The sequence below is a fragment of the uncultured Polaribacter sp. genome, from assembly GCF_947503875.1.
Taxonomy (GTDB): domain Bacteria; phylum Bacteroidota; class Bacteroidia; order Flavobacteriales; family Flavobacteriaceae; genus Polaribacter.
This window is the reverse complement of sequence record NZ_CANNFH010000005.1, coordinates 177,595-203,367: the sequence shown is the minus strand read 5'-3', so window position 1 is coordinate 203,367 and position 25,773 is coordinate 177,595. Positions and strand designations below refer to the sequence as shown.

18 protein-coding genes are annotated in these 25,773 nt (G+C 32.0%); 6 read left to right on the top strand and 12 right to left on the bottom strand.

The annotated features are described in order from the left end of the window. Positions 1–74 precede the first annotated feature (74 nt). From Q0684_RS09835 to Q0684_RS09810, 6 genes are all read left to right on the top strand, one after another. Positions 75–2,831, top strand: coding sequence for a family 78 glycoside hydrolase catalytic domain (locus tag Q0684_RS09835; RefSeq protein ID WP_299016001.1), 2,757 nt, complete (start codon positions 75–77; stop codon positions 2,829–2,831). Between the two features lie 95 nt (positions 2,832–2,926). Further along, positions 2,927–6,340 carry a T9SS type A sorting domain-containing protein gene (locus tag Q0684_RS09830; RefSeq protein ID WP_299015998.1) on the top strand — a complete coding sequence of 1,138 codons (3,414 nt, stop codon included), beginning with the start codon at positions 2,927–2,929 and terminating at the stop codon, positions 6,338–6,340. Between the two features lie 152 nt (positions 6,341–6,492). After that, the gene (locus Q0684_RS09825; protein WP_299015992.1) at positions 6,493–8,199 is read left to right on the top strand and encodes a T9SS type A sorting domain-containing protein; all 1,707 of its coding nucleotides are present in this window, start codon (positions 6,493–6,495) and stop codon (positions 8,197–8,199) included. A 461-nt stretch (positions 8,200–8,660) separates the two neighbouring features. Continuing rightward, positions 8,661–11,000 (top strand): TonB-dependent receptor, encoded by a 2,340-nt coding sequence (locus Q0684_RS09820; RefSeq protein WP_299015989.1) that lies wholly within the window; start codon positions 8,661–8,663, stop codon positions 10,998–11,000. An 11-nt stretch (positions 11,001–11,011) separates the two neighbouring features. Then, on the top strand, positions 11,012–11,917 hold the full coding sequence (locus tag Q0684_RS09815) for an ABC transporter substrate-binding protein (RefSeq protein WP_299015986.1): 906 nt from the start codon (positions 11,012–11,014) through the stop codon (positions 11,915–11,917). A gap of 303 nt (positions 11,918–12,220) precedes the next feature. Then, entirely contained in the window at positions 12,221–13,084 is an 864-nt protein-coding gene (locus Q0684_RS09810) for an RNA polymerase sigma factor RpoD/SigA (RefSeq protein ID WP_299015983.1), read from the top strand. Between the two features lie 207 nt (positions 13,085–13,291). On the opposite strand, the gene Q0684_RS09805 is transcribed toward Q0684_RS09810, so the two are convergent. The 12 genes from Q0684_RS09805 to nrfD form a co-directional block, all read right to left on the bottom strand. After that, positions 13,292–13,561 (bottom strand): heavy-metal-associated domain-containing protein, encoded by a 270-nt coding sequence (locus tag Q0684_RS09805; protein WP_299015977.1) that lies wholly within the window; start codon positions 13,559–13,561, stop codon positions 13,292–13,294. A gap of 1 nt (position 13,562) precedes the next feature. Next, complete coding sequence (locus Q0684_RS09800; RefSeq protein ID WP_299015974.1) at positions 13,563–13,928, bottom strand: rhodanese-like domain-containing protein; 366 nt, start codon at positions 13,926–13,928, stop codon at positions 13,563–13,565. Between the two features lie 7 nt (positions 13,929–13,935). After that, complete coding sequence (locus Q0684_RS09795; RefSeq protein WP_299015971.1) at positions 13,936–15,342, bottom strand: rhodanese-like domain-containing protein; 1,407 nt, start codon at positions 15,340–15,342, stop codon at positions 13,936–13,938. An 84-nt stretch (positions 15,343–15,426) separates the two neighbouring features. Then, on the bottom strand, positions 15,427–17,151 hold the full coding sequence (locus tag Q0684_RS09790; RefSeq protein WP_299015968.1) for a solute carrier family 26 protein: 1,725 nt from the start codon (positions 17,149–17,151) through the stop codon (positions 15,427–15,429). Positions 17,152–17,254: 103 nt separating this feature from the next. Then, positions 17,255–18,277, bottom strand: coding sequence for a Holliday junction branch migration DNA helicase RuvB (gene ruvB / locus Q0684_RS09785; protein WP_299015964.1), 1,023 nt, complete (start codon positions 18,275–18,277; stop codon positions 17,255–17,257). Positions 18,278–18,409: 132 nt separating this feature from the next. Continuing rightward, on the bottom strand, positions 18,410–18,592 hold the full coding sequence (locus Q0684_RS09780; RefSeq protein WP_299015963.1) for a hypothetical protein: 183 nt from the start codon (positions 18,590–18,592) through the stop codon (positions 18,410–18,412). A 72-nt stretch (positions 18,593–18,664) separates the two neighbouring features. Then, positions 18,665–20,446: a cbb3-type cytochrome c oxidase subunit I gene (locus Q0684_RS09775; RefSeq protein ID WP_299015960.1), complete on the bottom strand. Its 1,782-nt coding sequence runs from the start codon at positions 20,444–20,446 to the stop codon at positions 18,665–18,667. Between the two features lie 35 nt (positions 20,447–20,481). Further along, on the bottom strand, positions 20,482–21,492 hold the full coding sequence (locus Q0684_RS09770; protein WP_299015956.1) for a cytochrome c oxidase subunit II: 1,011 nt from the start codon (positions 21,490–21,492) through the stop codon (positions 20,482–20,484). Positions 21,493–21,529: 37 nt separating this feature from the next. After that, the gene (locus tag Q0684_RS09765; protein WP_299015953.1) at positions 21,530–22,918 is read right to left on the bottom strand and encodes a quinol:cytochrome C oxidoreductase; all 1,389 of its coding nucleotides are present in this window, start codon (positions 22,916–22,918) and stop codon (positions 21,530–21,532) included. A gap of 26 nt (positions 22,919–22,944) precedes the next feature. Beyond that, entirely contained in the window at positions 22,945–23,493 is a 549-nt protein-coding gene (locus tag Q0684_RS09760; RefSeq protein ID WP_299015951.1) for a cytochrome c, read from the bottom strand. 10 nt (positions 23,494–23,503) lie between these two features. Further along, on the bottom strand, positions 23,504–24,031 hold the full coding sequence (locus tag Q0684_RS09755) for a DUF3341 domain-containing protein (protein WP_299015949.1): 528 nt from the start codon (positions 24,029–24,031) through the stop codon (positions 23,504–23,506). A 2-nt stretch (positions 24,032–24,033) separates the two neighbouring features. Next, positions 24,034–25,755, bottom strand: a complete 1,722-nt coding sequence (gene nrfD, locus Q0684_RS09750) for an NrfD/PsrC family molybdoenzyme membrane anchor subunit (protein WP_299015947.1) — start codon at positions 25,753–25,755, stop codon at positions 24,034–24,036. Positions 25,756–25,773: the final 18 nt, after the last annotated feature.

The window sequence follows — 25,773 nt, the reverse complement described above, 5'->3', positions numbered from 1 at the left end:
AGATATAAATAATACATAAAAAGCTTCTTGATTCAATATATCAAGAAGCTTTTTTAAATTAAAAAAGATTTTAGATGAGAAACAAATATTTAACTTTTGCATTTGTACTCTTTTTTTCGATTTCCAGTTTTTCACAAATAGAACCCTATGATTTAAAACTTGAATATCGAAATAATCCAGAGGGAGTTGATACAGAAGCACCACGTTTTTTTTGGAAATTACAATCAGATGAATCTAGTCAATTTCAAAAAGCTTATCAAATAATAGTAGCAACTTCAAAAGAAAATATTGATAATAATATTGGAGACGTTTTCAATTCTAAAAAAGTAAAAAGTTCAGATAATATTCAAATAGTTTATAAAGGGAAACCTTTAAAAGCTGCATCAGAATATTATTGGAAAGTAAGGATTTGGGATAAGCACAATAAAGTGTCGTCTTGGAGCAAAGCTGCATATTTTTCAACAGGTTTATTAGAAAAAAAAGATTGGAAAGGCGCCCAATGGATTGCTTGGAAAAATCAAAAAGAATGGGAGACAGAATGGTGGCGAAAAAAAGATATCGAATCTCAAGCCACAGAATTTCAATTACCAAGTTACTTTGGAGCAAGACTAAGTATGTTTGAACGTTATCAATTTTATAATGACAAAAAACACGACCCTGCCCCACTTTTACGTAAAGGATTTAATGTAAAAAAGAAGGTTAAAAGTGCCAAGGCATATATTAGTGGAATAGGGTATTATGAGTTATACATTAATGGCGAAAAAATCGGGAATTCTGTTTTAGATCCTGGTTGGACAGATTATAGGAAAACAATTTTATATGCTACACACGACATTACAGCGCAGGTAAAAAATGGCGCAAATATGGCTGGTGTTATGCTAGGTCGTGGTTTTTATGGTATGATGGCTTACGATCATTGGGGCTTTTACAAAAAAGGAAGTTGGATTGGTCAGCCAAAATTAATATGTAGAATTAAGGTAGATTATGAAGATGGTACTAGTAAAGACATTGTTAGCGATTTAAGCTGGAAAGTTACAGGCGGCCCTGTAGTGTATGATGGTCCACATATGGGAGAAATTTACGATGCCTCTAAAGAAATTAAAGGTTGGAGTAAAGTTGGTTTAGATGATGCTAATTGGGATACAGTGAATCCTGCACCAAATCCAGGAGGAGAATTGGTTTCTCAAATGAACGAGCCAATTCGTGTTACCAAAACATTTCATCCAATAGCTACAAAAAATTCAAGTAGAGGACAATGGTTTGATGTAGGTACAAATATGTCTGGTTGGGTACGTTTACGTATCAAAAATGCTAAAAAAGGGCAACGTATTACTATTTATTTTGGTGAAAATGAAGATCCTATTACAGCAAAACAACCAGGAGGACTTCAGCAAATGGCGTATATTTGTAAAGGTGGTGGTGTGGAATATGCGGAATGTCGATTCTCATATAAAGGTTTTCGCTATATAAAAGTAAAAAGTTTTAGAAAACTAAAGTTTAAATTAGAGGATGTTGAAGTAAAATATGTGCATTCTGATGTGCCAAGAGTGGGACATTTTGAATCGTCTGACAAAACCGTAAATGCAGTACACGATATCTGTAGAAAATCATTAATTTTTAATTTACATAGCATTCCTACAGATTGTCCACATCGTGAAAAAAATGGCTGGCTAGGTGATGCAGTTACAGGAATGGAATTTGGAATGGCGAATTACGATTTAGCTGCTTTAATGACCAAATTTACCAGAGATATTTTTGATGGACAAGATGAATTTGGTGGAATTCCTGCAATAGTTCCTGCTAATTATTATGGTCCAGGAAAATCAAGTTTATGGTCATCTGCTGGTATTCATATTCCTTGGTATATGTACCAATATTATAACGATACACGTTTGTTTGATTTGTATTGGGATAAAATGATGCTTTTTATAAAACGCTCTTGGGAATTCAATAATATTCCCGAAAAAGACGGTATGTTTAAAGAACGGTTTAATGATTGGGTTACGCCTTATGATGCTACGTATAAAGGAGGTGGTAAGCCTGGTGGAAATGAAGTAATTGCTTCTATGAATTTCTATTTAGTGTTAAAACGTATGGCTTATATGGCTGATAAATTGGGCAAAAAGAAAGATAAAAAACAATTAGAACAACAAGTTAATCGTATACACAAAGGCATTCAAAAATGGGCTTTTGATGAGGAAAAAGTAGAATATGTTGGATTAAAACCGTTTCACGAATTTTTACCAGTAGTCAACATTTTGGCATTGAATTACGCCATTGTGCCAGAAAAATATCGAAAACAGTTAGAAAAAAAGGTAGTAAATAATATTGTAAAAGATAAAGACTACCATATATGGGGTGGCATATTTACTGTGCATTCTGCATATGAATATTTGCCAAAAAATGGATATGCAGATATGATGCATAAAGTAGTAGTTAATGAAGAATGGCCATCTTTTGGGTGGATGATTAAAAATGGTGCGACAACATTGCCAGAAGGTTACAAGTTCACTTCTTCTAACATTCATCATTTTATGGGTGCTGTAGATAATTTCTTTTACAGACATATAGTTGGTATTAATGTAGATGAATCCAATCCTGGGTTTCAAAATATCATCTTAAAACCTAATTTTATAAAAGCGATGGATTTTGCGAAAGCAAGTTACAACTCCATTCACGGAGAAATTAAAGCGGAATGGAAAAAAATAGATGATACTACTTATGAATATTTTGTTGTTATTCCACCAAATTGTTCGGCGAAAGTACAATTGCCAAATAAAATGGAGATTATAAAATCGGGGTCATTTAAGTATAGTGTAAAATTAAATTAACACGATTAAGATGTATCTAGATGCTTTTTTTATTAAGGATAGTACAGGATAAGTTTGGGTTCATAAAATTGTATCTTTAGATATATTTTGTTAATATGAAAAAAAAGATACTTCTAATTGCAATTTTACTATTTGCTTCAATAACTATTGAAGCCCAAATATTTACGCAAGATTTCGAAAGCTCAACAGCTGTTTCAGCCTACGAAAGTGCAAACCCAAATATTGGTCAGTTTAATAATATAGGTTCAGGTTCTAGTGCTACAAATAGCATTGCAAACGGAGCCTTAAAGTTTGAAAGAACTGGCAGAGCTAGTATGTTTGCTTACCGCAATTTTGACTTTGAAACAGACCCAAAATTTGTTCAGCTAAAGTTTGATTTTGAGCTAAACAATTATCAACAAGGCACACAAAACCCATCTTTTACCGTATTTATAGGTTCCAATTTTTCTACTGCTTCTTTTGGGCAAAGTTCTACGTATGCTAGTAGAATTGGTTTAATAGGAAAAGATAATTCTAATCAATTTAGAATATCTACAGTAGACAATATTGGAGGAGTTGGTGGTTCCAACTTTTTTTCTGGAAAACAAACCATAACATTTGTAGTTAACAATTCTGGAGAGAATCAAACTTACATTTCTCCTGATGGAGGTGTAGAATTTGTACCCAATGAAAAAATGGATGTTTGGGTTGGAACAACCAGAGTAATTAATGATTTTTCTTTAAAAAACACAGCTTTACCCAAAGCAGCAATCAGTGGTTTTAAATTTCAAGCCACTTCCCTATCAGGTTTAGGTATTTTTGAGTTCGATAATATAGAAATGCTAGATTTGTTAGCTGATGGAATAACAAAACCAAACATCGATTTACAAGATACTCCAGAAGAATATGTAACCAGAAAGTTTCCAAATATTTGGACTTCTTACGCAGAAAGGCAAGATATTGTAGATAATATTCGCCAGCACAAATGGGCTTTGTCTTTATACACACAATTAGTCTCAAGACAAGAAACAGCAAAAAACAATCACACTAGCAATCCAGCTGCAATATTAGCAACCATTCCAGATATTCCAGGAGATAGAACCATTTACAGAGAAACCTTAAATGCTGCTGTAGAAGCTGGAATATTATATTTTTTAACTGATGATGATACTTATGCCCAATTTGCTTCAGATATTTTACATCATTATGTAGGATTATTAAGTGATAAAAATCCTAGCACTTTACAATTTTATCAGCCAAATTTCAGTCATTTAATTCAGTGTAGAGAATTGTTTACAAGAGTTGCAATGATTTACGATTTTGTGCAACCTTTTCTATCAAAATCAGAAACTAAAGTGTATGATTTAGATACAGCTACAAATATTCCTTTCAACTTTAATACAGCCCAAAAAGCATTTGAAGTTATGGCAAATAATGTTATAAATGTGGGAGGTAACAATTCCAATCATCCAGTTTTAGAATTGCCAGGAGGTTTGTATAGTGCATTAGCCATTGAAGATAAAACTGTAAGAGATAATTTGTTTGATAAATTACTAAATGGTGCAGGAAACTCTAGACAACCAGGCATCAATTGGATGATAGATAGATTTAGTGAAGAAAGTTTATGGCCAGAATCTGCTGGTTATGCAAAATTTACGCACGCGCTTTTTATTCAAATGATGAATGCTGTAGACCAATATAAACCTGATTTAAACATCGTAGAAAACAACAAAGATCTTTTAGAAAGTATTTTTATTTATGAGAATTTCTTGTATCCAAATGGAGCAACTATGGCTTATGGAGACATAAACAGAGATTTTGCAGACCATGCACATATTTTTAGAACCGTTTTAAAAATTGCAGATAGAAAAGGATATGCAGCTTTAAAAAATAGAGCAGCAACAACACTTAAAAAAATATATGCTAAAGACGGTGGTTACATTCCTGTAATCGAAACCCAAAGATTAGAATGGAATAATCCTTTACAATTACTTTGGGGTATAAATTTAGAAGATACTGTAAGTGATGCAGGAGATAAAATATATACTACTGCAAAAGCAACACATGCAGGTGTTGTAATGCAAAGAAATGATGTTGCAACAAATAATATAGATTACGGATTAATGTATTACACAGGTGGTGGTACCTACGTGCATACACATGCAACAGGTTTAGATATGGAAATTTATGGAGCTGGTTATGTAATTGGTCCAGATTATGGAAGTTCTAATTATGGTTCAGATATTCACGAGCAATATGCAGTTTCTTATGCTGCTCATAACACTATAATTGTAAACGGAGCATCAGGTAGAGGACCAAAATTAAATGGAAACAGTACGTGGCAAAATATAGTAGACCCTATTGTTTTAAAAGCTAGTGAACCTGCAGTTTATGAAGATCCTATTAGCAGTAATTTTAGTTTTGCTACACAATTTTTAGATGATAATATCAATAATGTAAATCAACAAAGAACAAATAGTATTATTAGAACTAGCCCTACAACAGGCTATTATGTTGATATGTATAGATCTTTTTCATATGCATCTAATAATTTTCATGATTATTTATTTCACGGATTAGGAGATGATTTGCAGATTAATAGTGAAAACAATCCACTAATGTTAACAAGTACACCAAACCGTTATCAAAATGATGTTGGAGATTCTAGAAAACAACCAGGTTGGCGTTGGTTTTCAGAAGCCAAAACCTCTGGATTGACAGATGCAAGTATTTCTGCTAGATTTGATATAGCATTTGATAATAAATACTTGCATGTTACTATACCAAAAGGTGTAGCTAGAGAATATACATCCGCTTTAGCGCCACCAACAAAAGCTGTAAAAAATGGTTATGATAAAAAAGACACACAACTACTTGTTTTAAGAAAATACGGAGAAGCTTGGGATAAACCTTTTATAGCCATATATGAACCTTCTGGCAATAGTGAAAGTACGATACAATCAGCTGAGCATTTGTATGAAGAAGACAAAATAGTTGGGGTTAAAGTAGTCTCTAAAGTTGATGATATTTTAATTACGGATTATGTCATTTCAAATGAATATAATTGGAGTACTTATGAATCTGTTGCTTTGGGAATTAAATTTACAGGAAGATTTGCCATTGTAAGAACAAAAGAGGCAGCAGATAAAGAAACTGCAACTGTTTCTATGTATATAGGCGAAGGACAACAACTTACTTTTTTAGACGAAGTTTTAAATACAGATGCAAATAATAAAGCATATTTAGAAGTGGTTAACAAAACTTTATCTACCAACGATAACGCATTTAATACCACATCTATTTTTGCTTATCCAAACCCAACAACTGGTTTTTTTGAAATTAAAATTCCTGAGCAATATCAAAATGTAAGTTCTCTAATTTACGATGTAAAAGGCAAGTTAGTTTCGTCAAATCACCAGGTATCTAATAACAATAAAATCAGTTTAAACCTTTCTAATTTTGCCAAAGGCATTTATTTTGTGAAGGTAAATTTAGACAAGCCAGTTTTTGTAAAAGTGATTAAAAAATAATTGTCAATTAACTTTATTAAAAAAAGCACTAGACTTCTAAAGTAATACCTATTTGTTAGTTTACATAGTATCAATCAGTACTGTACAGGATATTAATAAGAGTTTGTTGAAGTATTTTGCAGAACTTTATTATGGCATTAAAATTTTTTTATATGATACATAAATCAATAGTCTTATGTTTTCTTTTTAGCTTTGTTATTCACTTAACTAACGCACAGGAATACCCTTTTAATTTACCCAATACAATTACAGCTACTTTAGATGTAAATACGGCTGAAAAAGAAGTGTTTAACAATAAATTGATTGGTTATAATATAGAAGGATTTGATACGAGAACTCAAAAAGATTTTTTAGAATTGGTTAACCCAGTAACCATCAGATTTCCTCATGGTGTTTGGGCAAATTTCTACGATTGGGAAACAGATGGTTATCAACAAGACAGTTACGATAATAGAAATCATCAAGCAGTATTAAATAACTACGTTAAATTTATAAAAGGACATATCAATGGTATTGCAGCATTAAATACCCGAAAAAAGAACAGAACAGGAGGCGAAGGTTATGACATGATGTGGACCTATACCATTAATTTTGATGATGGAGCAAGCAGTGTTGCAAGAGCCAAAAAAGATATTGGTTTAGGCTTAGAAGTAAAAGCTATAGAATTAGGAAACGAACATTTTTGGAGAGGACAAAGAGCACTAAGAACAGAAACACCAGAAATGTACTTAGCAGCTGCAACCGAAGTTTCATCAGCATTAAAAGCAGAATTCCCAGATATTAAATTATCACTGCCCTTAAGTTGGAGAAGAACTCACCAAGATTATAACAATACTATAAAAGGTGATGGTAATTTTTTTGATGCCATTACCATTCACAAATATTTAGGTTCAGACCCAGATATTCCTGGAGAAAGTAATAATGCATATAGTGCTTTGTTAACTGCAAAATTAGAATTGGCAGAAGATGTAAATTGGGTAAGAAGTTTTGCGCCAGGAAAACCGGTTTGGTTAACAGAATGGGGAGTTTCTGCAGGTAGTAATGTACATGGAGGAGCCTGTTTAGGAATGGCAGATGTATTTATGTTTATGGCAGAAAACCAAGATATTTATGAAAGAGCAAATTGGTTTAGTTTTAATCGTGTTTTAAATGCTATGGTAGTTGTAGGTGATAGAAGACAACCAGTTTATCCCTTACAAAAAAGAGGCTATTTATCAACCTATGAAATTATACAAGACGTTTACAGAGATGCTACAATGCTGCAAAGCACAATTACGTCCTCTGCAAAGTTAACCGTTTCTAGAGGCTCAGTAAACGCAGTAAATGCAAGTGCAACTACCAATGAAGCTGGAGAAACAAAAGTAATAGCCGTTAATTTAACCAATAAACCCGTAAGTTTTCAACTAAATTTTAATGGAGCGAATTATGCAGAAGACTTTAAACACGAAGCGTTAATTTTTGACAATTTAGGTTTGGTAAATAGTGTTCCTTACAATAGCAACCAATTAGAAATCGTTAAAGAAGGCTCAGGATCAATTACACTGCCTCCATTATCGGTTAATAAAATTTCACAAATCTTTAATGTAGAAACTTTATCTACCAACGATAACGTATTTAACACTACATCTATTTTTGCTTATCCAAACCCAACAACTGGTTTCTTTGAAATTAATATTCCTAAGCAATATCAAAATGTAAGTTCCGTAATTTACGATATAAAAGGCAAGTTAGTTTCGTCAAATCAGCAAGCTTCTGATAACAATAAAATCAGTTTAAACCTTTCTAATTTTGCCAAAGGTATTTATTTTGTGAAACTAAATTTAGACAAACCTGTTTATGTAAAAGTTATTAAGAATTAATTACAATCTTAAAAACAATTAGTTTTATGGCAATATATCTGGTTCGTTTTAATGTTATCAACTAGACATCAACTGTTTATAAATTTCATTTAATTTACCGAATAAAATTACAATACAATTAAATGTAAATACCTCTCAAGTAAACCCTAAATTAATAATGTGGTTTCAGTAAATAAACCAGTTTTTTATTTCACGTTAAAATAATACGACTTAATTTTGCGCCGTTCTCATAAAGGGGTGCTGTTTTTAGTAAGCAGTTGTTAGTGGGCAGTAGGCAGTAAAACTGTAAACTGCAAACTATAGACTGTAGACTTTTACCGGCTGAGATCATACCCGTTGAACCTAGAACAGGTAATGCTGTTTAGGAAAACTGCAGCTTTTTTAAGTTGCAAAAACTAATTATTCAATATTAATTACAAGAATAATTACCTCTTTTTATTCGTTTTAATAAACCATTTAAAATGAAGAAAATTACATTTCTTTTATTCTTGTTTGCAAACATTATTGCAAACGCCCAACAGTTTACACTTTCTGGTAAAGTTGTAGATCAAAACAAGAAACCTTTATCAGGCGCGTCTATAGTAGTTAAAGAGCTTAGAAAAGGTACTTCTACAGACAAATTAGGAAACTTTAATTTTAACTTACAAAAAGGAACATATACTGTTGAAGTTTCTTTTTTAGGTTACAACAAAGTATCTGAAAAAATTACAATTGGTAAAGATGAGTATTATTTAATTCAACTAAACGCAGCATTTTCTGTTTTAGATGAAATCTTAGTTTCTGCGGTTCGTGTAAATACAGATGTACCTGTAACATTTTCTAACTTATCTAAAGAAGAAATTGCCAAACGTAATTTAGGGCAAGACATTCCTATCTTATTAAATTACTTACCTAACGTAGTTTCATCATCAGATGCAGGCGCAGGTATAGGATATACCTATTTAAATGTGCGTGGTTCTAATTCTGAAAGAATTAATGTAACCATTAATGGTATTCCTTATAATGATGCTGAAAGTCAAGGTACTTTTTGGGTAAATTTAGGAGATTTTGCTTCTTCTACAGAAAACTTGCAATTGCAACGTGGTGTTGGAACATCTACAAATGGTTCTGGTGCTTTTGGTGCAAGTTTAAATATTTTAACAGATGCCATTTCTACAGAAGCTTATGCAGAAGTTAATAACTCTTTTGGTTCTTTTAATACCAGAAAAAATACGGTAAAATTTAGCACAGGTAAAATTAACGATCATATAGAAATTGCAGGACGTTTGTCTAATATTTATTCTGATGGTTATGTAGATAGAGCTTTTGCAGATTTAAAATCTTATTTTTTACAAGGAAGTTATACAGATGAAAATACCTTAATTAAAGCCATTACTTTTGGTGGTACAGAACAAACTTACCAAGCTTGGTTTGGTTTAACCGCAGAACAATTGGAAGAAGATAGAAGGCAAAACCCATATACTTATGACAATGAAACGGATAATTACCAACAAGACCATTATCAGTTGCACTGGAATGAGCAAATAAACAAAAACTGGTCTACAAATTTAGGTTTAAATTATACTAAAGGTGCTGGTTTTTTTGAACAATTTAGAGAAGAAGAGAGTGCTGCAGACTTTAATAATTTAATTGAAGAAGGCAGTGATGTTATTGTAAGACGTTGGTTAGATAATGATTTTTACGTAATTAATTTTAACACCAATTACAAAACAGAAGACATTAATTTAATTTCAGGTGTTTCTTACTCTAGTTATACTGGAGATCATTTTGGAGAAGTAATTTGGGGAGAAAATTTAGCGCCAAACACCAATATTAGAGATCGTTATTATTTTTCTGATGCTTCAAAAAGCGATATTTCTGTTTTTTCTAAAGCTACTTTTGCAATCTCAGAAAAATTTTCTGGTTATTTAGATTTACAAGGAAGGTTTGTAAGTTACCAAACGGCAGGTTTAACTTCAGACAGAATACCTGTAGATGTAGATGCAAATTTTGATTTCTTTAATCCAAAGTTTGGTGCAAACTTTAAAATTAATAGCAATAATAAATTATACGCCTCTTTTGCAGTTGCCAATAGAGAACCCAATAGAAACGATTTTGAAAATGGAGTTTCTACACCAGAAACTTTAAATGATTATGAGTTTGGATGGCGTTTAAACAAAGAAAATGTAAAAATAAATACCAATTTATATTACATGGATTATAAAAACCAATTGGTGTTAACTGGTGCTATTGATGATGTTGGTCAGCCTGTTAGAGCTACTTCTGGAAGTAGTTATAGACTAGGTTTAGAAATTGATGCAGATATTAAAATTTCAGACAAATTTACAATTAGACCAAATGCAGCTTTTAGTCAGAATAGAAACAGAAACTTTGTATCTACAATTAATGGAAATTTAGAAGATTTAGGAAGTACAAACATCTCCTTTTCGCCAAACATTGTAGCTGGTAATATTTTTACTTATCAACCCGTAAATAATTTTCAAATCTCTTTCCTATCTAAATATGTAGGACAACAGTTTATGAGTAATTTAAACAGTGCTGTTTCAGATGCAGATCTTTTAGAAGACTTTTTTACAAGTGATTTAAATATTGTTTATCAAATTAATCCAAAAAAGATTTTTAAATCGATTACAATTACGGCTTTAATAAATAATATTTTTAGTGAAGAGTATGTAGATAGAGGTTATTATGGAACGTTTGATTTTGATGGTGGAAATGGAAATACAATTACTGGTGACTTTGCAGGATTTTATCCGCAAGCAACTAGAAACTTTTTGGTTGGTTTAAACTTACGTTTCTAAAGCTAAAAAGAATGACTACTTTAAAACTAGCTTTAGATTGGACACCAAATGTAAATCATATAGGTTTCTTTATTGCAAAAGAAAAAGGGTTTTATAATGCTGAAGGTATTTCTTTAGACATTATAAACCCTTTAGATGACAATTATAAACTTACACCTGGTAAAAAATTAGAATTAGAAATTGCAGATTTTGCAATTGCGCCATTTGAAACCGTTATTAGTTTAAATAACAAACAAAATGTAGTAAATGCTGTAGCAATTTATGCAATTTTACAAGAAGATTTAAGCAGTATTGCTTCTTTAAAATCTAATAATTTAACAAGTCCTAAATTATTAGATGGTAAAATTTATGCTTCGTACAAAGCGCGTTATGAAGATAAAATTATACAAGAATTGGTAAAAAATAATGGTGGTACTGGCAACTTTAAAATTACATATCCAGATAAATTAGGCATTTGGAATAGATTGATAAACGGTGAAGCAGATGCCACTTGGATTTTTGACAATTGGGAAGGAATAGAGGCTAAAGGCAAAAACATAGCTTTACATACATGGTCTTTAAAAGATAGTGATATTCCTTACGGATATTCTCCTGTAGTTCTTGCAAAAAAAGAAGTATTGGAACGCAAAAAAGAAGCTTGTCTTAATTTTATAAAAGCCACTAAAAAAGGATTTCTTTTTGCAGGTGACCATATAGATGAATCTGTAAAGATTTTAGAGAAATACGTAACTGATTATGATAAAGAAAATATCAATTTAAAAGAAACTATACTTGCTACAAAAGCTTATTTTGGAACAGAAAAAACCTGTGGTTTTATGAATTCTGAAAGAGTAAGTTCTTTTTTAAACTGGTTGGTTTCTCGTAAATTAGAAAATCAAAAAATTCTTAATCAAAACTTATATCAGAATTTACTATAATTACGGTTTTACTTTAAAAACTTCAATTTTTAGTCAAAAAAGGTTAAAAATCATATAAAACGAGTCATTTTTTGTATAAATGACTCGTTTTTTGTATTTTTACATTATAGGATGAATACACTACAATCTATTTTCACAAAAACGTATCAGTTTAATTTAACCACGTTCTTAGTGTCGTTAAATTCCTTTAGAATTTCTGCTTTCTAACTCGATTTATTTTCATCCTTTTTTAGTACCATTTTTTTATTTCATAGAACATTTGTTCTTCTACTTCTAAATTAATTTCACTTAAATAGTAAACACATGAGACAACTTAAAATTGTTAAACAAGTAACCAATAGAGACGCAAAATCTTTAGAAAAATATTTTCAAGAAATTAGTAAAATTGGTTTAATTACTGCTGATGAAGAAGTGGAACTTGCTTTAAAAATAAAAAAGGGAGACAACCGTGCTTTAGATACTTTAGTAAGCGCAAATTTAAGATTTGTAGTGTCTGTGGCTAAACAATACCAAGGGCAAGGTTTAAAGTTATCTGATTTAATAAATGAAGGTAATTTAGGTTTAGTGAAAGCTGCAAAACGCTTTGATGAGACTAGAGGTTTTAAATTTATTTCTTATGCTGTTTGGTGGATTAGACAAGCCATAATGCAAGCGCTTGCAGAACAATCTAGAATTGTGCGATTGCCCTTAAATAAGATAGGAAGTATAAGTAAAATAAAGAAAATTTACGCTAGTCTAGAGCAAAATGGTGAACGTGAACCAACATACAAAGAAATTGCGCAAAAACTAGACATGACAGAGCGTGATGTAGAGCAAGCCATGAAAAATTCTGGAAGACATATATCTATGGATGCTCCTTTTAAAGACGGAGAAGAATCTAATTTATATAATGTACTGCAATCTGACGAATCACCAAAACCAGATAAAAATTTAATGAAGCAATCTTTAGATATTGAAGTAAATAGGGCTTTACAAACACTTACTTTTAAAGAGGCTAAGGTTTTAAAAATGTTTTTTGGACTTGGTAATGAAACTCCTTCTAGCTTAACAGAAATTGGTGAACAAATTAACCTATCTAGAGAGCGTGTAAGGCAGGTAAAACAAAAAGCTATCATACGTTTAAGATCTACATCTAAAACACAAATGTTACGTACATATTTAGGCTAAATATTACTAACATAAATAAAAAGAATTTGTCTAAAAAGCGTTGAATTTTTACATTTTAGCATAAGTACAATCAAATGTGTTTCGTTTAAAACAAATAGTATATTAGCGATAAAGCCCAAAAAACGATTTAATTTAAATTAAATCGTTTAGATTTCTACTAAATAATAAAATGACCATTTAAAACCACTTTTTAGACAGTCTCTTATTTTAGCCATCCATTTTACCAATAGCACAACTTACAAAAGACTTTGCTTTGTGTACAATGGTATTTTTATGTCCCACTTCTGGATAACCTAATTTAGATAATTTTTCTTTTATTACACCTAAATCTGCATTTTCTTGAGTAATTATAACTAAAGATTTATCAACATTAACAGATACCTCTTTTACGTTTTCTATAGTTAAAATTTCTTTTTTTATGGTTGCTGCACAACCACCACATTTTAAATTTTCTATTTGTATTGCTGTTGTTGTCATCTTAATTTTCTTTTTTCCATTGATTAAAACCTCCTAAAACATTTACCACATCATAGCCTTCTTTTTTTAGTAATTTACAAGCTTTTCCACTTCTGTTTCCACTTCTGCAAACCAAATAAACCGTTTTATTTTTATCTAATTTTTTTGTCGCTTTTCTTAAAAAATCAGCATCAAAATAATTAGTGAAAATTGCAGTTTGTATTGCACCCAATTTTCTTTCTTTCGGTGTTCTCACATCCATAAGTTGAATGTTTTCTTTCTTTAAAAGTACTTTTAATTGCGCTGTAGTAATTGTTTTTATATCTTCTTGTGAATTACAACTCATAAAAAATAAGCTACAAATAAATAAATTTAAAAAATATTTCATACTACTATTATTTTAAAGTTGATGGACAAACAAAAGCAGTTGTTTTAATTGCTGTTTTTTTAATTGCTGCATAACCTCCAGCAACATCTATAACATTATGAAAACCTCTAGCTTTTAAAATAGAAGCCGCAATTACAGAACGATAACCACCTGCACAATGCACATAAAAAGGTGCTTTTTCTGGAAATTCTGTAATGTGATTATTTATGAAATCTAGAGGAGTATTGGGTACATTTTCTATATGTTCACTATTGAATTCTCCTGGTTTTCTAACGTCAAAGACAAAAGCATTTTCCTTTATTTTTTCTGCTAACGCTAAAGCTGAAACAGATTCTAAAGCATCAATTTCCTTTCCTGTACTTTTCCAAGCGTTAAAACTTCCATCTAAATAACCCAAAACATTATCAAAACCAACACGAGATAATCTGGTAATTGTGTCTTCTTCTTTGCCTGCTGGCGTTACCAATAAAATAGGCTGATGAATGTCTTTAATTAAAGCCCCAACCCATGGTGCAAATCCGCCATTAATTCCTATAAAAATAGATTGTGGTATAAATCCTTTTATAAAATCTTCTTGATGCCTTACATCTAAAATAATTGCATCTGTTTCATTTGCAAGCACCTCAAATTCTTTAGCATTTAAAGGTTTTGCACTTCTTTCAATTACTTTATCCACATCTTGATATCCTTCTTTATTCAACTTTACATTTAAAGGAAAATATGCAGGAGGAGGCAATAAACCGTCTGTTACTTCTTTTATAAATTCGTCTTTAGACATATCTGCCCTTAAAGCATAATTGGTTGCTTTTTGATTGCCAATTGTGCCCACAGTTTCTTTACTTAAGTTTTTTCCACAAGCAGAACCTGCACCATGAGCAGGATATACAATAACATCATCTGCCAAAGGCATAACCTTCTTGCGTAAACTATCAAAAAGATAACCCGCTAAATCATTTTCTGTTAAAGTTCCTTTTTGTGCTAAATCTGGTCTTCCTACATCACCTAAAAACAAGGTATCTCCACTAAATAATGCATGATCTTTGCCGTTTTCATCTTTTAAAAGATAACAGGTACTTTCCATAGTATGTCCTGGAGTGTGTAAAACAGTAATTGTTAATTCTCCTAAAGTAAAAACTTGTTTATCTTCGGCAATAATCGCATTAAAGTTTGTTTTTGCAGTTGGCCCAAAAATAATTTGTGCATTAGTTTTTTCTGCTAATGTAACATGACCGCTCACAAAATCTGCATGAAAATGAGTTTCGAAAATGTATTTTATTTTAGCGTTATTTTTTTGTGTCTTATCGATATAGTCTTGTACTTCTCTTAGTGGATCTATAATAGCAACTTCACCCTTACTTTCTATATAATAAGCTCCTTGTGCTAAACAACCTGTGTAAATTTGTTCTATAACCATAATAATTGTAAACTAATAATTAGACTTCAAAGTAACGCTAATTAATACTTTTTGTTGGTAACATTTATTACAGAGTAATAAATGCTAATATGCTTGGTGTATGTATTTTGCAAATTTTTCTTGTTGAGATCTATCTCCAGTTCTGTAACATTTTACTGCCTGGTTTACACGCATAAAAAAATGATTACTACTTATAATATCTAACATACCACTTCTAAAAAAATCGTCTCTAACAGGACCTTTTACGCCTGCGAAATAAAAGGTAATTCCCTTTTTTTGGCAATATTTTACACGTTCTTTTAGCATTTCTATACCTGTACTATCTACTCTATTTATACTCTCAGCATCAAGAACCACTAATTTTAATTGTGCTCCTTTGCTATGCATCATCTCGTCTAACTTATCTCTAAAATAGCTAGAATTGGCGTAAAACAATTGGGCATCAAATCTAAAAATTAAAATATCTTCTTTAATTTCTACATCTTCAAAGCGCACTTTATTTCTATAAAAATAAGAGTTTGGTACTTTACCTAATTCCGCAATATGCGGCCTAGATGTTCTATATATTAAAACAACCAAAGACAAACCAACCCCAACAATTATGCCGTATTTTAAACCTAAAATGAGTGTCGCTAAAAAGGTAATTAGCATTAAGTAAAAATCTAATTGATTCGCTTTCCATAAAAATTTTGCTTCTTTTACATTTACCAAACCAACAACAGCAACTATAATTATGGCGGCTAAAACAGTTTTTGGTAAATAGTAAAATAAGGGTGTAAGATAAAGCAGTGTAAAAACTACCATTATTACAGCTATTAAGGCTGCCATACCTGTTTTTGCACCACTTTCTTGATTTATAGCAGATCTAGAAAAACTAGAAGTACTAGGAAAAGCTTTAAAAAAAGAGCCAAATAAATTTGCAAAACCTAAAGCAATTAATTCTTGATTTGGTCTTACTCTATAATCATCTTGTTTGGCTTCTAAAGATTTACCTATAGAAATGGTTTCTAAATAACCTACCATAACTAATGTAAATGCAATAGGTAATAGTTGTTTAATTTGGGTAAATTCTAATGCTGGTATACTAAAACTGGGCAAACCAGATGGAATATCTTTTACAATAGCAACATCTACAAGCGTTTCTTGAAAGAATTTTACAACTAGAATTCCTAAAATTACCACAATTAAAGCATTTGGTATTTTTTTATGAATGCTTCTAAAGAATATAATTATTAAAACTGCTACCAAACCAATTATAGTAGTGTAGCCATTGTAGTCTAATATTTGCATCCAAATATCTTTTAAAATAATGTGAATTTTATCGCTTTGCACAAAATTTACACCTAACAAATTACCCAATTGATTGATACCAATAGTTAAGGCAACTGCGGAAGTAAAACCTGTAATTACGGGTTTAGATAAAAAATTTACAATAAAACCTAAACTAAAAAAACCCATGATTAACTGAATAGCGCCAACCATAAAAGCCAACAAAATGGCTATTGCAATATAACTTTCTGAACCTGCAACTGCTAAAGTAGATACACCAGTGGCAACTATTAAAGAATCCATGGCTACAGGACCAACTGCTACCTGCCTAGAAGAACCAAAAATGGCGTACATAACTTGTGGAACAAGTGCACAGTATAAGCCATATATTGGTGGTAAACCAGCAATTAGTGCATAGGCGATACCTTGTGGAATTAAAATAATACCCACAGTTAAACCAGCAACTAAATCTCCTTTAAATAAAGAGGTATTGTAGTTGGGTAACCATTCTAAAATTGGAATTAGTTTCTTTATATTCATTGATACTTTCCCATCCTAAACTTCCCAAAGGGAAGGGACGCTTACTGTTGGTTTATCACTCTTGATCTCCTGTTTCTATTGTCTTGCCTCCTGTCTCTTAAACCTAAAACAACTCTCCTTGATTTCTACCTTTAGTTCTGCCCAAATGTTTATAGGCTAATTCTGTGACTTCTCTTCCTCTAGGTGTACGCATTATAAAACCCTGCTGAATTAAAAAAGGTTCGTACACTTCTTCTATAGTTTCTGTATTTTCACTAACTGCTGTTGCAATCGTTGAAATTCCAACAGGACCTCCTTTAAATTTATCTATGATGGTTGCTAAAATCTTATTATCCATTTCATCTAAACCATGCGCATCAACATTTAAAGCTTTTAAGGCATATTTTGCTATCTCTATATTAATACTTCCATCTCCTTTTATTTGAGCAAAATCCCTTACTCTTCTTAACAAAGCATTTGCAATTCTTGGCGTCCCTCTACTTCTGCCTGCAATTTCAATGGCACCTTCCATAGATATTGGTACACCTAAAATATGTGCACTTCTTTGTATAATAGTAGTTAAAAGTTCTGTTTTATAGTAATGCAGTCTACTACTTATACCAAACCTTGCGCGCATTGGCGCTGTTAGCAAGCCAGAACGCGTAGTTGCACCAATTAATGTAAAAGGTTCTAAATGTATTTGAACTGTTCTTGCATTTGGCCCAGACTCAATCATAATATCAATTTTATAGTCTTCCATAGCAGAATATAAATACTCTTCTACAATTGGGCTTAAACGATGAATTTCGTCTATAAAAAGCACATCTCTTTCATCTAAGTTAGTTAATAAGCCAGCCAAATCTCCTGGTTTGTCTAAAACTGGGCCTGAGGTAACTTTTATACCAACTTGCAATTCATTTGCCAAAATATGTGCTAATGTGGTTTTACCTAATCCTGGAGGACCGTGAAAAAGTGTGTGGTCTAAGGCCTCACTTCTTTGATTTGCAGCCTCAACAAAAATCTTCAAATTTTCAATGGCTTGGTCTTGCCCTGTAAAATCTTCGAAAGAGAGCGGACGTAATTTTTTTTCTACGTCCAAATCTTCGTTGGATAAGTTTTCGTTATCAGGATTTAAGTTTTCATTCATACAAACAAAGATAATTTATTTTAGGCTAAATTATTGCAACTTTTATTACTCAAAAAAGCTGGTGACGAATTGTAAATTAATTTGGCGATAATCCTTTTTTATAAATTTCTATTACATCACCCTCGAATAGTTTTAGTTACGCAAATCTAAAACATACGCCTTTACTACTACTTTTATTACAGAATGATCATCAAAATGATAAAAGATCATAATGTTTACCAGCCTATCAATATTTAAATATCTAGAGGTAACCGCCACTTCCTCCACAATTTTTCTAATTACAGTAACATCCCAATCACTAGTGAATATAAACAAACTATAGAAAACTTTTAACAACAAAAAAACCTTTCCAATAATGGAAAGGTTTTCTTATAAATATTCTTTTAACTACGAAGGTTCTTCTCCTTCTAATAATGGTGTAGTTTGTAACACATAATCTTGACCATGTAAATAATCACTATCATCATCTTCTGAATCTACACGCTTACTATAATCATAAGCCCATCTGTGTACTTCAGGTAATTTGCCTGGCCAGTTTCCGTGAACGTGTTCTACAGGAGTGGTCCATTCTAAAGTATTCGATTTCCAAGGATTTTGTGTTGCTTTTTCGCCTCTATACATAGAGATAAAGAAGTTTGCTAAGAAGAAAATCTGTGCAATACCTCCAACTAAAGCAAAAATAGTAATCACAACGTTTATATCTGCTAAATCATCAAACATAGGAAAGTTTGTGTTTGTATAATATCTTCTAGGTAAACCAGCTAATCCAATAAAGTGCATTGGCCAGAATACACCATAAGCACAAATTATTGTAACCCAAAAGTGCCAATATCCTAATGTTTTGTTCATCATTCTACCGTACATTTTAGGGAACCAGTGATAAATACCTGCATACATTCCAAATATAGCAGATACACCCATTACCAAGTGGAAGTGAGCCACTACAAAGTAAGTATCATGTATGTTAATATCTAATGCTGAATCTCCTAAAACAAGACCCGTTAAACCACCCGTTACAAATGTTGAAACTAAACCAATAGAAAATAACATTGCAGGGTTTAACTGAAGATTACCTTTCCAAAGTGTAGTTACATAATTAAACGCTTTTACAGCAGAAGGAATAGCAATCAACAATGTAGTAAATGTAAATACAGATCCTAAGAAAGGATTCATACCTGAAATAAACATGTGATGACCCCAAACAATTGTTGATAAAAATGCAATTGCCATAATTGAACCTACCATTGCTCTATAACCAAAAATTGGTTTTCTTGAATTTGTAGATATAATTTCTGAAGTAATCCCCAAAGCTGGTAACAATACAATGTATACCTCTGGATGCCCTAAGAACCAAAATAAGTGCTCAAATAATACTGGCGATCCACCTTGATAGTGTAATACTTCTCCTGAAATAAAAATATCTGATAAATAAAATGATGTTCCAAAACTTCTATCAAACACTAATAATAATGCTGCTGATAATAATACTGGAAAAGAAACTACACCAATAATTGCTGTAACAAAGAATGCCCAAATTGTTAATGGCAATCTTGTCATTTTCATTCCTTTTGTTCTTAAGTTTAAAACAGTAACTATATAATTTAAAGCTCCAATTAAAGAAGAAGCAATAAACACTGTCATAGAAACTAACCATAAAGTCATACCTGTTCCAGAACCTGGTATTGCCTGTGGCAATGCACTTAATGGAGGATAGATTGTCCATCCTGCAGATGCTGGACCTGCTTCAACAAATAGTGAAATAACCATTATAATACTAGATAAGAAAAACAACCAATAAGAAACCATGTTAAGGAATCCTGAAGCCATATCTCTTGCTCCAATTTGCAATGGAATAAGTAAATTAGAAAATGTACCACTTAAACCTGCTGTTAGTACAAAGAATACCATTATTGTACCATGTATGGTAACTAAAGCCAGATAAATATCTGGGTTCATAATACCATCTGTTTGATGTGGTCCTAAAAATGCTTCTACTACCGAAAATGAAGTATCTGGCCAAGCAAGTTGTAAACGAAACAACATTGACATTAATACTGCAATGATTCCCATAAACATACCAGTTACTAAGAACTGCTTAGAAATCATTTTATGATCTTGACTGAAAATATATTTTGTTACAAACGTCTCTTTATGATGATGATCTGACATAACCTTAATTTTATTTGTATTTTAATTTTTTAAATTTATTGAATTACCTCTGATAAAGTTGGCTGTTCTGACAACCACTTATTATACTCATCTTCTTCTACAACAGTAATTTTCATTTGCATGTTGTAATGTGAAGCTCCACAAATCTTATTACATAGCAATAAATAATCGAAAATATAAGGATCTTCTCCTTTAGCTCTTCTAATTTTATTGATACCAATAGATTTCTCTATCACCTCTGGTTGATTTCTCATTTCTTCTGTGGTGTACTTTGGTGTAAAACCAAACTCCGTAACCATACCTGGTACACAGTTCATTTGTGCTCTAAAATGCGGCATATATGCCGAGTGCAATACATCTTGAGAACGGAATTTAAAATGAACCTTTTTACCTTTGGGTAAATATAGTTCTGTAACCTGCTTATCATCCGCAGAATTTTTATCAGACATATCTACCCCCATAGTGTTAATACCCTTAATAAAATTGACATTACCTAAACCTAATGTATTGTCTGCGCCTGCATATCTAGCATCCCATCTAAACTGCTGCGAGTAAACTTCTATAACAATCGCATCATCTTCATCCGAAGAAAGATCCATAACATTATTCCATTGCCATAAACCATATCCAATTAAACCTACTAATACAATGGCAGGAGTTATAGTCCATATAAATTCTAGTTTATGACTATCTGCATAAAATTTAGCTTTTCTATCTTTACTTCCTCTGTACTTAAAAGTGAAGTAAAAAATTAAGAATTGCATAATAAACTGTACAATACCTATTAACCAAAAAGTTATATCAAATAAGTTATCATCATGCTCTCCTTCAATTGAAGCAGATTCTGGTAACATTATTACGTTCATGTAGATTAAGCAATAAATCATCATTGCATAAAAGAATGCCATAAATGCCATGGCATATTTACCCTGAGCAGCATTATCCTTATCTGTAGCAATAGATTCTCTAAGATTTAAAATCCTAGTAATTTGCCAAACACTTACACCAATTGCAACACCTATGAAAATATAAAATAGAGCTAGCATATTTATCTTGTCTTAATTATTTTTATTCAATTATTTATTAATGATGATCTCCTGAGTCTTCTCCTGTATGTTCTATATTGTAGTAGTGAAAATGTTCACTTTCCTTTAAGAATGGATTCGCTTTTGGAATTGGATTTGCCTTCGAGAATGCATTTAAAGTAGTGTAAATTAACAACCCTATAAAGAAACAAATTGCTCCAATCTCTGGAATACCAAAAAACCATTGTGAACCTACTGTACCTGGCATAACCATAATGAAGACATCTATGTAATGTCCAGCCAAAATAACTGCACCTCCTATAAATACAAACCATGGTTTACTCTTAAAATCACTATTAATTAAAAGTAATACTGGAAAAACAAAGTTCATAACAACCATTGCTAAAAAAGGAAGTTTATAATCTGTAAATCTCGCAACGAAATACGTTGTCTCTTCAGGTATATCTGCGTACCATATTAACATAAACTGTGCAAACCATAGGTAAGTCCAAAATACTGAGAAACCAAACATGAATTTAGCTAAATCGTGTATATGACTATCATTTATCCCTGGTAAAGCATCTTTAGATCTTAAATAGATTGTGAAGAATGCAATAACAGTTAAAGCACTTACTAATAAAGTAGATAATACATACCAAGAAAATAAAGTTGAGAACCAGTGAGGGTCAAATCCCATAATCCAGTCCCATGCCATCATTGACTCTGTTATCATAAATAAGAATAAAAATATTACTGATGCATTATAATTTTTCTTATACGTTTTAAGTCCATCATTAGCAGTATCTTCTTTAATAGAACTTTTTCTAATGAAAAATCTGTATACATTCCAAACTACTAAATATACAATACTTCTTATAATGAATCCTGGAGTGTTAATCCACCAAGCCTTACCAGCAACAACCGCATCATAATTCTCGCTTGTCGGATCAAAAGTTCCCTCTTTCATCCAAGGAAATAAATGATTCCAATGCATTGCAGACAATACCAATATAATAATCATAAAAATAGATACTGGTAATAAATTAGCCGTAATTGCCTCCATAACTCTTAAAAGAACCACAGACCAACCTACTTGCGCAACTCTTTGTATGGCATAAAATGCCAAAACTAATAACGTAAGCCCTAAAGAAAAGAATAAAGCCACATAAAACGCAGACCATGGTCTGTTGTGCATTTGATGTAAAACATGTTCTTCATGTTTTGCTATCTCTGCAGCAGTGTGCGCCGAATGTGAATCAGCTTCACCACTGTTAGCCACTGCGTGCGTACTATCACCATGACCACCTGCATGAGAAGCCTCAATAGCGTGCTTAGCATCATCTATTGTTTTATTTGAACCATTATAAAAACCTAATGCAATACCAACAACACCTAAAATAATTAGGACTATTGAGAATGTTTTTAATTTACCTGAGAATTGATACATATCTTTAATATTCTATCTTTATAACTCTATTTTAACAAATCTGCACGCAAAACTTCTACATACTGCGCAATTTGCCAACGTTCTTTATATGTTAACTGACCTGAGTGAGACCCCATTAAGTTTTTACCATGCATTAAAACATGATAAATACTACCTTCTGTAATATCTCTATCTTTATAACTTGGTATACCTGCAAATTTCTCTGAAGTAGCTAAATACCCTTGACCAGCACCTTTTTTACCATGACAGGAAATGCAGTAAATCGTATACATCTTCTTACCATTATCTAAATTTTTCTCATTTTTTTCTAACGGAGACTTTAAGCTTGTTTTAGCCAATTCATAACCCTCTATCGTATCAGGTATATCATATGCAGGCGTTCCACCTCTAGGTATAGTTCCTGAAACCGGTTTACTATTTACAGGTTTACCCCCTAAGCCATTTTCTGCATCTACATCATAAGGTATAGACTCATACATATCTGGCATGTATTGATATTGTCTCTTCGTTTTATCATTACAAGCTACAAGACTTGTTAGAACTACTAAAGCAATAATTAATTTAAAATTCTTCATCATCTATATATTAGTGCTTATCTACTATATTAATTTCTACGGCACCTGTTCTAGCCAACAATTCAGTCAATTCTTCTTCGTTATTATTAACAGGAATTTCCATTAAAAAATGATCATCTGTTGTTCTAGGATCAGGATTTTCTGCTTCTTTAAACGGCCATATTCTACTTCTCATGTAAAAGGTAATAACCATTAAATGCGCCGCAAAAAATACTGTCAATTCAAACATTATTGGCACAAATGCAGGCATATTTTCCATCCATGAAAAACTTGGTTTACCACCAATATCCTGAGGCCAATCTTCAATCATCATATAATTAGTCATCCAGATGGCTACAGATAATCCTGTAATACCATAAAAGAAAGCTGTGATAGCCAATTTTGTTGGTGCTAAACCCATAGCCTTGTCTAAACCATGCACAGGAAAAGGACAAAAAACTTCTTCTATATGATGATGATCTGCTTTTACAGCCTTAACTGCATCCATCAGAACCTCGTCATCATTATAAAACGCATGTATAACTTTTGATGATTCCATAATTATCCGTTTAATAAATTTTTAGCTTGCTCCGCCCAATTGTCTCTCTCTGCTCTACCAGGAAAAGAACCCGTAATTGAATCTAACAAATCATATTCTTGTTTTGTCATTTTACTAACCTGTTCAAAAGTATATAAACCAATACCGTTTAAAACACCCTCTAGTTTAGGTCCAACACCACTTATCTTCTTTAAGTCGTCTGCAGTTTGAGTAGATGGGTCAAAAATACCTACTTTACTAAATAGACTGTTTAATTTTTCCTCTTTCTCTTCCTCTGAAACCACAACACTAATTTCAGGAGTGCTTGAAGTTACATTAATAGCTGGTTTAGATGGAATTCCTTGTTCTCTTCTTTTTTTGTAAAACTCACCAGATGATTTCAAAATTGTTTTTACTTCTGCTTGCGCAATTACTGGGAAAGTTCTTGCATACAATAAAAATAGTACAAAGAAGAAACCAATTGTTCCAATAAATATACCAACATCTACAAAAGTTGGCTCAAAACGCCACCAAGTTGAGGGTAAATGACCTTTACTTAATACAATTGCAATAATATCAAAACGCTCAAACCACATCCCAATGTTAATAAAAATTGATATGATAAAAGACCATATAAAACTTCTTCTTATTTTCTTAAACCATAATAACTGAGGCGTTAAAATGTTAAAAAACAATAAAGAATAGAATGCCCACGCATAAGGACCTGTTGCAGCCCCTACAGATAAATACGTATAATATTCGTAAGGTGAACCTGTGTACCATGCAATAAAAAATTCTGTTGCATACGCTACTGCTACAATACCACCTGTAAGAATAATTACAATGTTCATATATTCCACATGAAGCCTAGTAATATAATCCTCCATATTGGTTACTTTACGCATAATACCTAATAAGGTTTGAACCATTGCGAAACCAGAGAAAATAGCTCCTGCCACAAAATAAGGAGGAAATATTGTTGAGTGCCAACCTGGATTAATGGATGTTGCAAAATCCATAGATACAATTGTATGCACAGAAAGTACTAATGGCGTTGCTAAACCAGCAAGTACCAAAGACACTTCTTCAAAACGCTGCCAATCTTTAGCCCTACCTGACCAACCAAAACTTAATAAAGCATAAATCTTTTTCTGAAATGGTTTTACAGCTCTATCTCTAATCATTGCAAAATCTGGTAATAAACCTGTCCACCAGAATACTAATGAAACCGATAAATACGTAGAAATTGCAAATACGTCCCAAAGTAAAGGCGAGTTAAAGTTTACCCATAAAGATCCAAATTGATTTGGAATTGGTAATACCCAAAACGCATTCCATGGACGTCCCATGTGAATAATAGGAAACAATCCTGCCTGAAATACAGCAAAAATTGTCATTGCTTCTGCAGAACGGTTAATTGCCATTCTCCATTTCTGACGGAATAATAAAAGTACTGCGGAAATTAATGTTCCTGCGTGACCAATACCTACCCACCATACAAAGTTTGTAATATCCCAAGCCCAACCAATGTTTTTGCTTAGACCCCAAACTCCAATACCTGTTCCTACAGTATAAAAAATACATCCAAATCCCCATAGCATTGCTGCTAATGAAATTCCAAATGCTATATACCAATGCTTATTCGCTTTACCTTCTATAGGTTTTGCAATATCTTCAGTAATATCATGGTAACTTTTATCACCTAAAACTAAAGGTTCCCTTATGGGTGCTTCGTAATGAGACATATTTTTATATCTTAAATT

Excerpts from the sequence above, each read along its gene's own strand:
- Q0684_RS09790 (WP_299015968.1), bottom strand. The coding sequence starts at position 17,151 with ATGAATATAAAGAAACTAATTCCAATTTTAGAATGGTTACCCAACTAC.
- ruvB (WP_299015964.1), bottom strand. The coding sequence starts at position 18,277 with ATGAATGAAAACTTAAATCCTGATAACGAAAACTTATCCAACGAAGAT.
- Q0684_RS09760 (WP_299015951.1), bottom strand. The coding sequence starts at position 23,493 with ATGAAGAATTTTAAATTAATTATTGCTTTAGTAGTTCTAACAAGTCTT.
- Q0684_RS09800 (WP_299015974.1), bottom strand. The coding sequence starts at position 13,928 with ATGAAATATTTTTTAAATTTATTTATTTGTAGCTTATTTTTTATGAGT.
- Q0684_RS09830 (WP_299015998.1), top strand. The coding sequence starts at position 2,927 with ATGAAAAAAAAGATACTTCTAATTGCAATTTTACTATTTGCTTCAATA.
- Q0684_RS09755 (WP_299015949.1), bottom strand. The coding sequence starts at position 24,031 with ATGGAATCATCAAAAGTTATACATGCGTTTTATAATGATGACGAGGTT.
- Q0684_RS09775 (WP_299015960.1), bottom strand. The coding sequence starts at position 20,446 with ATGTCAGATCATCATCATAAAGAGACGTTTGTAACAAAATATATTTTC.
- Q0684_RS09765 (WP_299015953.1), bottom strand. The coding sequence starts at position 22,918 with ATGTATCAATTCTCAGGTAAATTAAAAACATTCTCAATAGTCCTAATT.
- nrfD (WP_299015947.1), bottom strand. The coding sequence starts at position 25,755 with ATGTCTCATTACGAAGCACCCATAAGGGAACCTTTAGTTTTAGGTGAT.
- Q0684_RS09815 (WP_299015986.1), top strand. The coding sequence starts at position 11,012 with ATGACTACTTTAAAACTAGCTTTAGATTGGACACCAAATGTAAATCAT.
- Q0684_RS09810 (WP_299015983.1), top strand. The coding sequence starts at position 12,221 with ATGAGACAACTTAAAATTGTTAAACAAGTAACCAATAGAGACGCAAAA.
- Q0684_RS09770 (WP_299015956.1), bottom strand. The coding sequence starts at position 21,492 with ATGCTAGCTCTATTTTATATTTTCATAGGTGTTGCAATTGGTGTAAGT.
- Q0684_RS09835 (WP_299016001.1), top strand. The coding sequence starts at position 75 with ATGAGAAACAAATATTTAACTTTTGCATTTGTACTCTTTTTTTCGATT.
- Q0684_RS09820 (WP_299015989.1), top strand. The coding sequence starts at position 8,661 with ATGAAGAAAATTACATTTCTTTTATTCTTGTTTGCAAACATTATTGCA.
- Q0684_RS09825 (WP_299015992.1), top strand. The coding sequence starts at position 6,493 with ATGATACATAAATCAATAGTCTTATGTTTTCTTTTTAGCTTTGTTATT.
- Q0684_RS09805 (WP_299015977.1), bottom strand. The coding sequence starts at position 13,561 with ATGACAACAACAGCAATACAAATAGAAAATTTAAAATGTGGTGGTTGT.
- Q0684_RS09795 (WP_299015971.1), bottom strand. The coding sequence starts at position 15,342 with ATGGTTATAGAACAAATTTACACAGGTTGTTTAGCACAAGGAGCTTAT.